The organism is Catenuloplanes atrovinosus (assembly GCF_031458235.1).
Lineage (GTDB): Bacteria > Actinomycetota > Actinomycetes > Mycobacteriales > Micromonosporaceae > Catenuloplanes > Catenuloplanes atrovinosus.
In genome coordinates this window covers 5,497,680-5,512,555 of the sequence record NZ_JAVDYB010000001.1, presented here as the reverse complement: position 1 = coordinate 5,512,555, position 14,876 = coordinate 5,497,680, and the positions used below count along the sequence as shown (strand labels likewise).

Sequence of the window (14,876 nt, the reverse complement as noted above, 5' to 3'; positions counted from 1 at the left end):
GAAATCAACGGTAGACCCTGGCCGGGGCGGACGCAAGAAAGGCGCCCTCCGCGCGGTGCGGGGGGCGCCTTTCGGAGCGGGGGCTGCTACAGGGCCAGTATGCGATCGAGGAACTCGCGATAGCGGCGCATCGCGATCCGCATGCTCTCGGTGTCCGGGGTGGCGTTGGTCTTGTGCGGGTCGAGGCCGGCCTGCTCGGCGAGGAGCGCGTCGGCGAGGTCGTGCACGGCGTTCGCGCAGACGGTCTGCGCCTGGGCGAGGGCGCCCACCGGGTCGTCCACGAACTGCGCCTTGATCTCGTGCCACTGCTGCCGGAACGGTGCGGCGGTCTCGTCGTTCCAGACCGAGATCGGCGTCTCCACGACGTCCCCGGGGCGCAGTTGCGGCGCGTCGTCGTGGTCCGGCGCGGTGGTCGTGTCGTCGTCGCTGAGCAGGGTCACGTCGTCATCCTCGAAGTCATGGTGGTCATCACGCTCGGACGCGTCCGCCATGGTGGCGTCGTCGTCGGTGTCGGCGGGATCGCCGCCGGTCCCGGGTGCCGGGGTGGCGATCCAAGGGTCCTCGGTGGGCGTCCGCGCCCAGCTCGCCCGGCCCGGGGAGGACTCATCCGTGTGGGTTCCGTTCGGGGCGGGCGGGTCGGTGTCCACGACCGGCTCGTCCGGGACGGTCGGCGTCTCCGGGACGCTCGGCGTGTCCGGGACGGTCGGCGTCTCCGGGACGGTCGGCTCGTCCGGGGCAGCCGGGGTGTCCGGAACAACCGGCGCTTCCCGGACAGCGGCCGTGTTCGGGACGGTCGGCGTGTCCGGGCCGGCGGCCGTGCCCGGGACGGTCGGCGTGTCCGGGACAGTGCCCGTGTTCGGGACGGTCGGCGCTTCCGGGCCAGCGGCCGTGCCCGGGACGGTCGGCGTGTCCGGGCCGGCGGCCGTGCCCGGGACGGTCGGCGTGTCCGGGACAGTGCCCGTGTTCGGGACGGTCGGCGCTTCCGGGCCAGCGACTGTGGCCAGGACGGTCGGCGTGTCCGGGGCAGCGGTCCTGTCCCGGACGGCCGGCGAGTCGGGCACGGCCGGGGTGTCCATGCGAGGGGATTCCGGGATCGGGTCCGGGTGCCCGGCATCCCTTGGCTTGATCACGTCTGCGCGGCGGCGGCCCACGTTGGCCGGGGTGTAGACGATGCTGCCCGCCTTGCGGGCGCCGGAGCGCAGTGCGGCGACGGCCGCGCCGATCTCCGCGCTGCGCTCGGTCGAGAGACCGGAACCGCCCGCCGGGCCGGTCCGCACGGCCGGCGTCGGCGGCTGGGTGCCGGCCGGCGTCGTGGTCGACTCCGTGGCGGCCGGTGTGGCATCGGGGCGGGCCGGTGGGCTGTCGCCGTCCTCCTCGTCGTGGTCCGGCAGCGACCGGTCCCCGGGTTCCGGCGGCCGGAAGTCCTCGGGCTCCGCTTGCGGGAAGTCCTCGGGCTCCGCTTGCCGGAAGTCCTCGGGCTCCCGCGGCCGGAGGTCCTCGGGCGTGGTCGTCGCCTCGTCGTCGGCCGGTGGGAGGCCGGTCGTGTGCCGCAGGACGTCGGCCGTGGCCTCGGTGGAGAGCGTGGTGGCGTTCCGGTCCGGTGCGATCCCGGCGACCGGCGCGTGTTCGCCGGTAGGCTCCCGCAACGCCTCGACGATCGCCTTGATCACCTCGACCGGCGTCTCGTCGGCCTCCTCGTGCACGGCGTCCGGAATATCGCGAACCTCGCCGGTACGTTTCGGCAGCGCACCGGGACCCTCCTCGGCGATCGCCCGCCCCCCGGCGTGCTCCGGCACGGTTTCCTCAGCCACGGGCTCCGGCGCCGGTTCCGCCGGGTCGTCGCCGGCGGGCCGGACGACGGGCTGCTCGTCGGTGCGGGCGTTCCAGCCGGCCGGGTCGCTGTCGTGCCGGTCGGCGGCGACGTCGATCGGCTCCGGCCGGGCCGCGGCCACCCACACCGGAGCGGGCTCCTCGCCCTCGGCGGCGGGTGTGGCCGCGCCCCGGTCGGTGCGGGGTTCGTCCATGAATGGTTCGGCTCGCGCGGCCGGCACATCGGCGGCCCCGGACCCCGGCCCGGCGTGCGCCGGGCCGTGAACGGGCTGCCCGGCCTCGTCCTGAGGTGCTGCCTGACCTGCGCCGCTCAGGTCGGTCAGGGACGCGCCGCCGGCCGGCCGCACTGCGGCATCCGGCGGCGCCGCGCTCTCCCCACCGACGTCGCCGGCAGCGGCCGTCGGGTCGTCCGGCGCGGTCCGCGCGTCCGCCGCGGCCGGGTCGTCCGGTGTGGTCCGTGCGTCCGCCACCGTCGGGTCGTCCGGTGTGGTCCGTGCGTCCGCCACCGTCGGGCCGTCCGGTGTGGTCCGCGCGTCCGCCACCGTCGGGTCGTCCGGTGTGGTCCGCACCGCTTCGTGACTCGGGCCGGTCGGCGGCAGTACCCGCTCGGGGTGGGCGGGCGGATCCGGCGTTTCCTCCGCGGGCGGCGGGCCGGGTGGCGCCGGCGTGGCCAGGACTGCCGGTTCGTCGTGCACCGGGGTGTGGTCCGGCGCGCTCGCCGCATCGAGCGGCGTGAAGTGTGCGGCGCTGTCCGGATAGGCGTGCATGGGCGTCGTCGCCCGATCGAGGTGGGTCGGTGCCAGGTCCTCGATGCCGGTGTCCGGGTCGTGGGCCGCGGAGTCCTCCTCGGCTACGGAGGGTCCGACCGCGGCGTCGGCGACCGCGTCCGGGTCGGGTGCCGCGTCGACGGGGAAGGCGGCGCCGGTCGGCTCCTCCGGGACGGGAGGCGGTGCCGTGGGAGCCGCGTCGCCGACCCGCGGCTCGGGCTCGGGCGGAGTCAGGCCGGTGGGTGGCGTGGCCTGCTGGGGGATCGGCTGCCAGGTGTGTTGCGGGGCGCGCGGCGCCGGCGGGGCCTCCGTGCCGGTACCCGCGGATTGTGCCGGCACATCCTGACCGAGGGTGGTGGCGGCTCGTGCTGGCCCGGTGTCGAGCGGCGCGGGAGCGTCGGCCGCGGCGGGGAGGTCGTCGTCCGGGGCGGTGCGAGGCGCGACGGGCCAGGCCGCCTGCTCGGCCGGAGGCGCCGCGGGCGCGGGCGCGGAAGCCGGCGGATCGGTGATCGCGGCCGAACCGCCGAATGGCGCCCACGGGCTGCGGGCGGTGTCCGGGATCGGCGGAACCTCCGGCACGAACGGCCGCCCGCTCCACGGGTTCTGCCCCGCATGCGGCGGGCGCGAGCCATCACCGCCGGCGGGTGCCAGGGGCGCGAACGCCCCGGCCACGCTGTCACCGCCCGGAGCGGCGGACGCCGCATCCGGCCGGCCCGTCTCGTGCGGCCCGGCCTGCCCCTCATGGTCGCCCGGGTCCTGCCGCCGCCCACCCTGGCCCGGAACGCCGCCCGGCCCAAACGGCCCGCCGCCCGGCCCGGACGTGGCGGCCGGTCCCGGCGTGGCGGCCGGTCCCGGCGTGGCGGCCGGTCCCGGCGTGGCGGCCGGTCCCGGCGTGGCGGCCGGTCCCGGCGTGGGAGCCGGTCCCGAAGCGGAGGAGGCCGGTTCCGGCGTTGAGGAGGCCGGTTCCGGCGTGGGGGAGGCCGGTCGCGGTGTGAAAGGCCGGGTGCCCGGACGGACCCCGGGCGTGATCGGTTGCAGCCCGCCGAGATCCCGGCCGGCGCCGCCCTGCGAAGCCGGCGGAGCCGCCTGGGTCTGGTCCGCATCCGCCTCGTACGCGCTCAACGGCGCGAACTCCTCCGACCGCGACGGGTCCGGCGCGTCACCGGAACTCCCGCCGCCCGGCATCCCCCGCGTGCGCGCACCCTCGCCGAGCACGATCGCATGCGTGGCCTCGGCCGCCCCGGTGCCGAAGTCGATGCTCGGCCGCTCCGCCTCCGGATCGCGTGGCGCCGGAGGAGCCGCCGGGTCCGGCGTCACCGGCTCCGCGTTGGCCGGGTTCAACCGGGACCAGGTGGCCAGGTCGACCAGGGAGACGCGCTGTTCGCGCGGGTCGCCGATGCGTTCCGTCTCGTACTCGTCGTCGTCGCCGTAGTCGTGGAAGCCGTCGCCGCGCGCGGCCGGTGGCGGTGCCCACGGGTTGCGTGTCTCCCAGTCGGACCGGGGCGGTGCCGGGTGGTCGAACAGCTGGGCCATGTACGGCGGGAGCGGCGCGTCGGACGGCGGCGTCGCCTCGGGATGCTCGTCCGGGTCGGAGAAGAACGCCGCGCTGTCCGCCGCCTGCCGTGGATGCGGGACCGGTCGCCCGTGCGCCTGCCAGCCGGGCGTGGCGTCCTCGGGACCGTCGGCCTCGGAGGGAGGCGTCGGGGGCATGAAGGTATCTCCGTCCGCTCGTGAGGTGAGCCGAACGGTACCCGCGATGTGAGATCGGCACAGCACCCCAGGAGTGCTTTCGCCCGGTAAAATGTCTGACTTACTGCGCGGTCGGGCGAATTATCGGCGCCGGATCGGTCACGCTGCGACGCGAGCCGATGTCGTGATCGAAGGGCGGGTCGTGGGCGTTCCGGGGCGATGGGCGAGAATCGAGAGCTGTGCCCGACACGACTGATTCCGCACCGCCCATGCTGGACACCGACATCGCCGCGCGGCTGCGCCGTACCGATGACGGCCTGATCGCCGCCGTGGTGCGCGAGCACGGCACCGGGGAGGTGCTGATGCTGGCCTGGATGGACGACGAGGCCTTGCGGCGGACGCTGGCCACCGGGCACGCCACCTACTGGTCGCGCAGCCGTAACGAGTACTGGGTGAAGGGCGAGACGTCCGGCCACCGGCAGTACGTGCGCGCCGCCGCGCTGGACTGTGACGGCGACGCACTGCTGCTCACGGTGGAGCAGGTCGGCCCGGCCTGCCACACCGGCACGCACAGCTGCTTCACCGACGAGCTCACCGTGCGCCCGGGGGTGCCGGCATGACCAGCGGCGCGGTCCGGCCCGACGAGATCACCTTCCGGGCCCAGGTGCGGGAGAGCGGGCATCGGGTCGTACCGGTGACCCGGAAGCTCCTGGCGGACGCGGAGACGCCGGTCGGCGTCTACCGCAAGCTGGCCGGCGGGCCCGGCACGTTCCTGCTGGAGTCGGCGGAGCAGGGCGCGTCCTCGGCCGGTACGGCGTGGTCCCGCTACTCGTTCATCGGCGTGCGCAGCGCCGCCACCCTGACCGAGCGGGACGGCCGCGCGGAGTGGCTCGGCACGCCGCCGGCGGGCGTGCCGGTGACCGGCGAGCCGATCGAGGTGCTGCGCGCCACCGTGGAGGCGCTGAAGGGCCGGACCGACGACGGTCTGCCGCCGCTGACCGGGGGCATGGTCGGCTACCTGGCGTACGACCTGATCCGGCGGATCGAGCGGCTGCCCGAGCAGGCGGAGAACGACCTGCGGCTGCCGGAGATCGGTATGATGCTCGCCACCGACCTGGTGGTGCTGGACCACTACGAGGGCTCGGCGACGCTGGTGGCGAACGCGATCGTCGGCGCGGACGCGGGCGACGCGGAGATCACCGCCGCGTACCACCAGGCGGTCGGCCGGCTGGACGCGATGACCACCGCGCTGTCCCGCCCGACGCCGCCGATGGTCTCCACGGTGGAGCGGATCGCCCGGGCGGAGCCGCACAGCCGGACGCCGGACGGCGAGTACCCGAAGGCCGTGGAGATCGCGAAGGAGGCGATCCGGGACGGCGAGTGCTTCCAGATCGTGGTGGCGCAGCGGTTCGAGCGCCCGACCACGGCGGACCCGCTGGACGTCTACCGGGTGCTGCGCGCCACGAACCCGAGCCCGTACATGTACCTGCTGCGCTTCGACGACGTCGACATCGTGGGCTCCTCGCCGGAGGCGCACCTCAAGGTGGACGGGCGACGGGCCATGCTCCACCCCATCGCGGGTACGCGCCCGCGCGGCGCCACCCCGGAGGAGGACGCGGCGCTGGCCGCGGAGCTGCTGGCCGACCCGAAGGAGCGGGCCGAGCACGTGATGCTGGTCGACCTGGGCCGCAACGACCTGGGCCGGGTCTGCCGGCCGGGCACGGTGCAGGTGCCGGAGTTCGCCACCATCGAGCGGTACAGCCACGTGATGCACATCGTCAGCACGGTGACCGGCGAGCTGAGCGAGGACCGGACCGCGTTCGACGCGCTGGCCGCCACGTTCCCGGCCGGCACGCTGTCCGGCGCGCCGAAGGTCCGGGCCATGGAGATCATCGAGAGCCTGGAGCCGACCCGGCGCGGCCTGTACGGCGGCACGGTCGGCTACTTCGGCTTCGGCGGCGACATGGACATGGCGATCGCGATCCGGACCGCGCTGCTGCGCGACGGGCACGCGTACGTGGGCGCGGGCGCGGGCATCGTGGCGGACTCGGATCCGGCCGCGGAGGAGCAGGAGACGCGGAACAAGGCCGCGGCCGTGCTCGCCGCGATCGCCGCCGCCGAGACGCTCCGGCCGGCCCGGTGACGGCCGGCCCGGCGAGCGTGTCGCGCGGTGACCGGCGGGCGTTCACGCTGGCGCTGCTGCTCTGTGTGGCCGGCGCGGGCCTGGCGCTCTACGCGGTGACGCGGGTGTGGCTGGTGGAGGTGACGCAGCGGGCCGCGCCGCTGCCGCCGCTGAGCCAGGAGCGGAAGGGCTCGGAGCTGCTGGTCTGGCTGTCCCCGCTGGCGGTGGTGTCGCTGGCCGGGGCGGGCGCGCTGATCGCGACGCGCGGCGTGGTGCGGCGCGCGATCGGCGGGCTGCTGGCCGTGCTCGGCGTGGCGATCGCCGCCGGTGCCGCGACGGAGTTGGGCGGGGGCGGCTGGCCGGCGCTGACGCTGCTCGGCGGCGCGGCGGTGGCGGTGGCGGGCGGCTGGACGGCGGCGCGTGGCGCGGACTGGCCGTCGCTGGGCGCGCGCTACGAACGGCCGGTCGCGAGCCCGGCGGTGAACGGCCCGCGCGGCACCCGCCAGGCGTGGGACGCACTGGACCGGGGAGAGGACCCCACGGACGACTGAGCGCCGGTACGGCGTACCCGCGCGGACGGGCTAGCGGCGGGCGGCGGCGAGCGCGGCGACCAGGCGGCGCATCTCGTCCCGCTGGCGGGCCCGGTCGCGGTCGGCGCAGACCGCCTCCCACGCGTTGCCGCTCGCGGTCCGCACCCGGGCCGGGCCGACCATCGCGCGCTCCACGTTCTGCGCGACGCCGGCGGCGACGGAGCAGACCGTGCGGGTCATGTGGACGAGTCCGTTGGCGCGTTCGGAAGTCATCGGTCACCCCACACGTGGATCTCTCGGCTGGCGGGCGCGCCGGCGCCCGGGACTAGTGTGCCCGGCTCCCATGCTGCCCGAGGTGTGTTTCCGGTCAATGACCGTAGGGCTAACGGTGGCCGTGACGCAAAGTGATCATCCGGTCGGCCGATGGACACGATCATGCTGGTGAATCAGATGTCCGGGCGAAAACCGGGCACCGAACGTCACCCGGCACTCACGAATGGTCCGGCATTATGCCGGAGCCCGAACCGTGAGGCGCGCCATACCCCGGACATGGCCTGCGGTGCGGTGAGACCTAGCATCGGCCCATGACACCCGGAGAGGGGAGTCCTTGGTGACAGCTGAGCATGGTAGTGCGAACAACAGCGGCGGCGGCGTGCTCGACGAGATCCTGGCCGGGGTGCGCGAGGACGTCGAGACCAGGCAGCGCGAGGTTCCGCTGGAGCGCCTGAGAGAGATGTGTGCCGAGGTGGCGCCGCCGATCGACGCGTACGCCGCGCTGCGCAAGCCCGGGGTCGGCGTGATCGCCGAGGTCAAGCGCGCGTCCCCGTCGAAGGGCCCGCTCGCGGAGATCCCCGACCCGGCGGTGCTGGCGAGCGACTACGCGGCCGGCGGCGCGCGGGTGATCAGCGTGCTGACCGAGGGCCGCTGGTTCGGCGGCTCGCTGGCCGACCTCGACTCCGTCCGCGCGGCCGTGAACGTGCCGATCCTGCGCAAGGACTTCGTGGTCTCCAGCTACCAGGTGCACGAGGCGCGGGCGCACGGCGCCGACCTGGTGCTGCTGATCGTCGCGGCGCTGGAGCAGAACGTGCTGGTCGGCCTGCTGGAGCGGATCGAGTCGCTGGGCATGACCGCGCTGGTCGAGGTGCACGACGAGGACGAGGCGGACCGCGCGCTCGAGGCGGGCGCCCGGGTGATCGGCGTGAACGCGCGCAACCTGCGCACGCTGGAGGTCGACCGCACCGTGTTCGAGCGGATCGCGCCCGGCCTGCCGAACGAGGTCGTCAAGATCGCTGAGTCCGGCGTGCGCGGGCCGCACGACCTGATCCGGTACGCGTCCGCCGGCGCGGACGCGGTGCTGGTCGGTGAGGGCCTGGTGACCCAGAGCAGCCCGCGCGACGCGGTGGCCGCGCTGGTCAACGCCGGCAACCACCCCGCGACCCCGAGGCCGGTGCGATGACCGCCCCCACGCTGCCGGACGTCTCCGGCCACTTCGGGCGCTTCGGCGGCCGGTTCGTGCCGGAGGCGCTGGTCGCCGCGCTGGACGAGCTGGACGCGGCGTACCGGTCGGCCAAGACCGACCCGGCGTTCCAGGCGGAGTTCGCCGGCCTGCTCCGCGACTACGCGGGCACGCCGTCGCTGCTCTACTCCGCCGCGCGCCTGTCGGCGAGGCTCGGCGCGCGGGTCCTGCTCAAGCGCGAGGACCTCAACCACACCGGCGCGCACAAGGTGCGCAACGTGCTCGGCCAGGCGCTGCTGGCGAAGCGGATGGGCAAGCGGCGGGTGATCGCCGAGACCGGCGCGGGCCAGCACGGCGTCGCCTCCGCCACCGCGGCCGCGCTGCTCGACCTCGACTGCGTGGTCTACATGGGCGAGGTCGACACCGAGCGGCAGGCGCTCAACGTGGCCCGCATGCGCATGCTCGGCGCCACGGTCGTGCCGGTCACCAACGGCTCGCGCACGCTCAAGGACGCGCTCAACGAGGCGCTGCGCGACTGGGTGGCCAGCGTGCAGACCACGCATTACCTGCTCGGCACCGCGGCCGGGCCGGCGCCGTTCCCGGAGCTGGTGCGCGACTTCGTCGGCGGCATCGGCACGGAGGCGCGCGAGCAGTGCCTGGCGCTGACCGGCGGCCTGCCGGACGCGGTCGCCGCGTGCGTGGGCGGCGGGTCGAACGCGATCGGCATCTTCCACGCGTTCGTGCCGGACGAGGGCGTGCGGCTGTACGGCTTCGAGGCCGGCGGCGACGGCGTGGAGACCGGGCGGCACGCGGCGTCGATCACCGGTGGCACCGCCGGCGTGCTGCACGGCGCGCGCACGTACATCCTGCAGGACGAGGACGGGCAGACCGTGGAGTCGCACTCGATCTCGGCCGGGCTGGACTACCCGGGCGTCGGGCCGGAGCACTCCTGGCTGCACGACATCGGCCGGGCGTCGTACACGCCGGTCACCGACCGGGAGGCGATGGACGCGTTCCAGCTGCTCTGCCGCACCGAGGGGATCATCCCGGCGATCGAGAGCGCGCACGCGCTGGCCGGCGCCATCAAGGTCATCCCGGCGCTGCGCGACGAACTGGGCCGCGAGCCGGTCGTGATCGTCAACCTGTCCGGCCGCGGCGACAAGGACGTGCACACCGCCGGGGCGTACTTCGGCATCCTGGACCAGAACGAGACGATCGTCCCGGAGGAGAACCTGTGAGCCTCGGCGGCGCGTTCGAGACGGCCCGCGCGGAGGGCCGGCCGCTGATCGTCGGCTGCATGCCGGCCGGGTTCCCCACGGTCGACGAGAGCATCGCGTCGATGACCGCGATGGTGGAGTCCGGCATCGACGTGATCGAGGTCGAGCTGCCCTACTCCGATCCGGTGATGGACGGGCCGGTCATCCAGCGGGCCAGCGACATCGCGCTGGCGAACGGGGTCCGCACCCGGGACACGTTCCGGGTCATCGAGGCGGTCGCCCGGACCGGCGCGCCGGTGGTGCTGATGACCTACTGGAACCCGGTCGAGCGGTACGGCGTGGACGCGTTCGCCCGTGACCTGGCCGCGGCCGGCGCCACCGGCATGATCACGCCGGACCTGATCCCGGACGAGGCGGACGAGTGGCTGGCCGCCTCCGACGCGTACCGGCTGGATCGCACGTTCCTGGTCTCGCCGTCGTCGACGGACGCGCGGATCGCGATGACGCTGCGGCACTGCCGCGGCTTCGTCTACGCCACCGCGCTGATGGGCGTCACCGGCGCCCGGGACTCGGTCTCCTCGGAGGCGCCGGACCTGGTCGCGCGCATCCGGGCGATCGACCCGGAGATCCCGGTCGGCGTCGGCCTGGGCGTGCGCGACGGCGCGCAGGCGGCCGAGGTCGGCGCGTACGCGGACGCGGTGATCGTGGGCAGCGCGCTGATCCGCCGCGTGCTGGAGGCACCGGACCGCGAAGCCGGCCTGACCGCGCTGCGCGAGCTGGGCGCGGACCTGGCGAAGGGCGCCCGCGGCGTCAAACGGTAGCGCGTACACCTGGCATCCCCCGGGGGTACGCAGCGCGACGGCTCGGCGGTAGCGTGTGCAACCGTGATTCAAGCCGCTATCCCGAGCCCCAGCGTCGCGGTCTGGCACGTCGCGGGCTTCCCGATCCGGGCATACGCACTCTGCATCGTCGCCGGCATCGTCGCCGCCGTGCTCATCACGGAGTACCGTCTGCGCCGCCGTGGCGCGGCGCCGTGGGTCACGCTCGACGTGGCGGTCTGGGCGGTCCCCGCCGGCATCATCGGTGCCCGCGTCTACCACGTCATCACGTCCCCGCAGGCGTACTTCGGCGAGGGCGGCGAGCCGATCCGCGCGCTGTACGTGTGGGAGGGCGGCCTCGGCATCTGGGGCGCCATCGCGGGCGGCGCGGTCGGTGCCTGGTTCGCCTGCCGGCAGTACGGCATCCCGCTGCGCCTGTTCGCGGACGCGCTCGCGCCCGGCCTGCCGGTGGCGCAGGCGATCGGCCGGCTCGGCAACTGGTGGAACAACGAGCTCTACGGCGGCCTCACCACGCTGCCCTGGGGCCTGGAGATCCACAAGATGGACGACGAGAACCCGGGCCGCGCGCTGCTCGACGGCGACGGCAACCCGATCCTGGAGCCCGGCCTCTACCACCCGACGTTCCTCTACGAGCTGATCTGGAACCTCGGCGTCGCCGGCCTGGTGCTGGCGCTGGACCGCCGGTTCAAGTTCGGCCGGGGACGGGCGTTCGCGCTGTACGTGATGGGCTACACGGTCGGCCGGTTCTGGATCGAGATGATGCGCACCGACCCGGCGAACGCGTTCTTCGGCGTCCGGCTCAACGTGTTCACCTCCGTGGTCGTGTTCGCGGGCGCGCTCGCCTACTTCCTGGTGACCCGCGGGCCGCGCGAGTTCCTGGTGCCGGTGCTGCCGGAGCCCACGCCCGCGCCGGAGGGCGCCGACGAGGCCAAGCCGGCCGCGCCGGCCGCCCCCACGTCGTACCGCGTGGTGACGGAGGAGCAGTTCGAGGCGTACCGGCAGACCGGAGCGGTGCCGCCGCCGGCCGAGCCCCCGGCCGTGGCCGAGCCCGCTCCGGCCGCGCCCGAGCAGGCGGACGCGCCGCAGCCGGTGGCGACGGCGGAGAAGACGGAGAAGGCCGACGCGGACGCGGCACCGGCCGCGCCCGGCGGCGACGAGAAGAAGTAAGCACGCGACGCGGCGGGAGGACCTGTGATGCGCACGGCGATCGTGGTGGGTGCGGGGATCGGCGGTCTCGCCGCGGCGGGCGCGCTCGCACGGACCGGCTGGCAGGTCACCGTCCTGGAGCGGGGTGATCGCGTCCCGGTGGACCGGGCCGCGCTCATCCTCTGGCCCAACGGGGTGCGCGCGCTGCGCTCGCTGGGGCTCGGGGACGGGCTGCGGGCGATCGCCACGCCGCTGCGCGACCGGGGGGTGCGGCGGCCGGACGGGCAGTGGCTCGTCCAGCCGCGCCAGCCGGGCCCGGACACCCAGCCGCCGATCGTGGTGCACCGCGAGGACCTGCACGACGCGCTGATCGCCGGGCTCGGCGAGGGCGTGGAGATCCGTACCGGCGTGGCGATCGACACGGTGCGGCTGCACGCCGGCGACCGGCCCGCGGTCGGCGTGGGCCGCCAGCGGTTCGAGGCGGACCTGATCGTGGCCGCGGACGGCATCGACAGCGTGCTCCGGCGGCACCTGGCGCCGGAGGCATCCGTGGTCAGCTCCGGCTGCGCCGCGTGGCGCGCGGTCATCCCCTGGTACCGCGCGCCCCGCCTGCCCGACGACCTGCCGCCGAACGGTGAGACGCTCGGCGCCGGCTACCGGTTCGTGGCGGTCTCGCTCGGCGAGCGCGGCTCGGCCGGCGGCTCCAGCCGGGGCGGGATCTACTGGGTGGCCACCGCGGCCGGCGCGCCCCGCCCGGAGTCGCCCGCGGTGCAGTTGCAGCTGCTGCGCCGCTGGCTGGCCGACTGGCACGCGCCGATCGGCGAGTTGCTCGCCGCCACCGAGCCGGAGGACCTGATCCAGCAGGAGGTACGGGAGCTGCGCCCGCTGCCCCGGCAGTACGGCTTCGGCTCCGGCCCCGGCGGCGTGGTGCTGCTCGGCGACGCCGCGCACGCGATGCCGCACCACCTCGGCCAGGGCGCGTGCCTGGCGTTCGAGGACGCGGCCACGCTGCGTTCGGTGATGGCCGAGGCGGTGCCCGGGCGCACGCTGACCACCGCGATCGAGCAGTACAGCCGGTCCCGCCGGCCGCGCACCGCCACCATCGTGCGGCAGACCCGGCGGATGTCCGCGGTCATCCAGGCGCGCGGCCGGCTGGCACTGCGCGCCCGCGACGCCGCCCTGGGCACGATCACGCCGCGCCTGCTGGGCAGCGTCGCCACCACCGCCGGGGAGTGGCGCCCGCCGGTCTGATCAGCCGTGGCCGACCACGTTGTTCCCGCGGGGGAGGGCATTGCCGGCCGCGTCGGTCGCGGCCAGGTCGCCGACCTCGCCCTCGCCGGCGGTCGCCGGGTCGAACCAGAACACCACGATCCGGTCCGCACCCACCTCGGCCTCGGCCAGCCGGGCCTCGACCCGCGTACCGGCCGCGCTCCTGCCGGTGATCGTCGCGGCCGGACCGGCGTAGTAACCGAACTCGGGCACGCGTGTGCCGTCCACGGTCATCGGCGCGTGCACGGCGTGGAAACCCGGCTCCACGTCGGAGCCCTGGACCTCGTTCGTCATCATCAGGTCGCGCATCGCGCCGGTGTCGTCGCGTACGGCGGCCATCACGCCGAACCGGATGTCCGTGCCCGCGCCCTGCACCTCCGCCGGCACGACCTGGAGCACGATCTCGCCGCCCGGTTGGCGCAGGCCGGTCGGTACGACCCGGTACAGGTCGTCGGACGGCGTGGATGACGCGGGGGCCGGCGCCGCGGGCCGGGGCGGCTCCGTCGTCGGCAGGGCGGCCGTGACGCCGACGCCGGCGGCGATCACGATGACGGACGCGGCCACCAACTCGGCCGCGAGCCGGCGACGGCGGATCCGGTGCCCGGCCGCCATGATGGAGTTCAGGTCCGGCGCGCCGAACGACTCCCCGGCGGCCGCGTGCAGGTCGTCGTGAAGGTCTTCGGGCAGGTGGTCGAGGTCGGTCATCGGGTGGCTCCCGGCTTGATCCGGTCGGGGAGGTCGGTGCGGACGCGGAGGCGCGCCAGCCCGCGCGCGGCCATGCTCTTCACGGCCCCGACGGAGATGCCCAGTTCGGTGGCGACCTCGGCCTCGGGAAGGTCGAAGTAGTAGCGCAGCACCACCACGGCCCGCTCCCGCGGCGCGAGCCCGCGCAGCGCGCCGAGCAGCCACTGGCGGCGGGCGACCTGGTCGGCCACGTCGGTGTGGGCGGGCTGGTCCGGCACCATGTCGTACGGCTGTTCCTTGATCGGGCGGCGCCACCCGTCGGTGAGGTGGTTGACCAGCGTGCGGCGCGCGTACGCGTAGGCGTCCTGCCGGCGTACCCGGGACCAGGCCGCGAACGTGCGGGCGAGCGCGGTCTGCGCCGCGTCCTCCGCCTGGTGCCGGTCGCCGGTCATCAGGTAGGCCGCCCGTGCCAGCCGGTCCCAGCTGGCACGGGCGAACTCGGTGAAGTCCTCATCACGCCGTGCCACGATCACCGTCCGTATGGTCATGAATGCACATGCTTCGGTGAAACCTCACACGGCTCATACGGGCGAATCCGCCCGAAGGTTGCCCGGATGAATCGGCAACTTCGTTCCCGGCGCGGCCGTAATCATCCGTGGCGGCAAGAGCTGCCGCCCTTGGGAGGAGATCACATGTCCGAAGCGCAGTCGTACCGGCGTCGCGTCGGCCGTTGGGCCACCATCGCCGTGGTGACCGGCGCCGTCGTGGCGGGCGGGACGTTCGCGGCGAACGCGGCCGTCTCGCAGCAGGGCGCACCCACTCCGTCGCCGTCGCAGTCGCAGTCGTCCGCGGCGTCGACGCTGCCGTCGATCACCGTGCCGATGACCGACGGGACCGAGCTGTACGTGGTGCCGGTGGACAACGCCGACCTGCCGGGCATCCGGTTCGGCGTGATGGCCGGCCGCGCCGGCGTGACCGGCTCGGACCGGGACCTGATCGTGGCGAACGAGGTCGACGGCTCCGACGTGGCGCCCGGCTTCCACGCCGTGCAGGCCGCGACGACCGTGGACGGCGTGCCGGTGCCGCAGTTCGGCTACTACGCCGGCCCGGCCACCAAGATCACTGGCATCGCCGAGGGCGGCGCGACCGTCGAGGCCGTGCTGGCCGAGACCCAGGTCGGCGGCGACCGGATCGTGCTGTTCTGGTTCGACCCGGCCACGGCCGGCACGGGCGATGTGAACGACCTGGCCGCGTTCGACGCGGCCGGCACCGCGCTGCCAGTGGGTAAGAACACCGTCGGCCACGGCTGACCTTTCCCCCCCCCCCA

The 14,876-nt window shown here is 75.0% G+C and carries 13 protein-coding genes; 9 read left to right on the top strand and 4 right to left on the bottom strand.

Going from position 1 to position 14,876, the window contains the following annotated elements; translation table 11 throughout:
* Positions 1-86 precede the first annotated feature (86 nt).
* Positions 87-4,307, bottom strand: coding sequence for a hypothetical protein (locus J2S41_RS24355; RefSeq protein WP_310370820.1), 4,221 nt, complete (start codon positions 4,305-4,307; stop codon positions 87-89).
* Positions 4,308-4,555: 248 nt separating this feature from the next.
* On the opposite strand from J2S41_RS24355, the gene hisI reads away from it, so the two are divergent.
* From hisI to J2S41_RS24340, 3 genes are read left to right on the top strand one after another with little or no spacing between them, the layout of a single operon-like run.
* Complete coding sequence (hisI, locus tag J2S41_RS24350) at positions 4,556-4,906, top strand: phosphoribosyl-AMP cyclohydrolase (RefSeq protein WP_310376500.1); 351 nt, start codon at positions 4,556-4,558, stop codon at positions 4,904-4,906.
* On the top strand, positions 4,903-6,429 hold the full coding sequence (locus tag J2S41_RS24345) for an anthranilate synthase component I (protein WP_310370818.1): 1,527 nt from the start codon (positions 4,903-4,905) through the stop codon (positions 6,427-6,429). The genes hisI and J2S41_RS24345 overlap by 4 nt, the downstream gene beginning before the upstream one ends.
* Complete coding sequence (locus J2S41_RS24340) at positions 6,426-6,959, top strand: Trp biosynthesis-associated membrane protein (RefSeq protein ID WP_310370816.1); 534 nt, start codon at positions 6,426-6,428, stop codon at positions 6,957-6,959. The genes J2S41_RS24345 and J2S41_RS24340 overlap by 4 nt, the downstream gene beginning before the upstream one ends.
* A gap of 30 nt (positions 6,960-6,989) precedes the next feature.
* Here the strand turns inward: J2S41_RS24340 and J2S41_RS24335 are convergent, their stop codons facing one another.
* On the bottom strand, positions 6,990-7,211 hold the full coding sequence (locus J2S41_RS24335) for a hypothetical protein (protein ID WP_310370814.1): 222 nt from the start codon (positions 7,209-7,211) through the stop codon (positions 6,990-6,992).
* A 379-nt stretch (positions 7,212-7,590) separates the two neighbouring features.
* Between J2S41_RS24335 and trpC the strand changes: the two genes are divergently transcribed.
* From trpC to J2S41_RS24310, 5 genes are all read left to right on the top strand, one after another.
* Complete coding sequence (gene trpC, locus J2S41_RS24330; protein ID WP_310376498.1) at positions 7,591-8,394, top strand: indole-3-glycerol phosphate synthase TrpC; 804 nt, start codon at positions 7,591-7,593, stop codon at positions 8,392-8,394.
* Entirely contained in the window at positions 8,391-9,632 is a 1,242-nt protein-coding gene (gene trpB, locus J2S41_RS24325; RefSeq protein ID WP_310370813.1) for a tryptophan synthase subunit beta, read from the top strand. The genes trpC and trpB overlap by 4 nt, the downstream gene beginning before the upstream one ends.
* Complete coding sequence (gene trpA / locus J2S41_RS24320; protein WP_310370811.1) at positions 9,629-10,432, top strand: tryptophan synthase subunit alpha; 804 nt, start codon at positions 9,629-9,631, stop codon at positions 10,430-10,432. The genes trpB and trpA overlap by 4 nt, the downstream gene beginning before the upstream one ends.
* Positions 10,433-10,495: 63 nt before the next feature.
* Positions 10,496-11,617 (top strand): prolipoprotein diacylglyceryl transferase, encoded by a 1,122-nt coding sequence (lgt, locus tag J2S41_RS24315; protein ID WP_310370810.1) that lies wholly within the window; start codon positions 10,496-10,498, stop codon positions 11,615-11,617.
* A 27-nt stretch (positions 11,618-11,644) separates the two neighbouring features.
* Positions 11,645-12,847, top strand: coding sequence for an FAD-dependent oxidoreductase (locus J2S41_RS24310; RefSeq protein WP_310370809.1), 1,203 nt, complete (start codon positions 11,645-11,647; stop codon positions 12,845-12,847).
* On the opposite strand, the gene J2S41_RS24305 is transcribed toward J2S41_RS24310, so the two are convergent.
* Both J2S41_RS24305 and J2S41_RS24300 read right to left on the bottom strand, forming a co-directional pair.
* Entirely contained in the window at positions 12,848-13,570 is a 723-nt protein-coding gene (locus tag J2S41_RS24305; protein WP_310370807.1) for a hypothetical protein, read from the bottom strand.
* Entirely contained in the window at positions 13,567-14,097 is a 531-nt protein-coding gene (locus J2S41_RS24300) for a SigE family RNA polymerase sigma factor (protein WP_310370805.1), read from the bottom strand. The genes J2S41_RS24305 and J2S41_RS24300 overlap by 4 nt, the downstream gene beginning before the upstream one ends.
* 144 nt (positions 14,098-14,241) lie before the next feature.
* Between J2S41_RS24300 and J2S41_RS24295 the strand changes: the two genes are divergently transcribed.
* On the top strand, positions 14,242-14,859 hold the full coding sequence (locus J2S41_RS24295) for a hypothetical protein (RefSeq protein WP_310370803.1): 618 nt from the start codon (positions 14,242-14,244) through the stop codon (positions 14,857-14,859).
* The last annotated feature ends 17 nt before the right edge of the window (positions 14,860-14,876 follow it).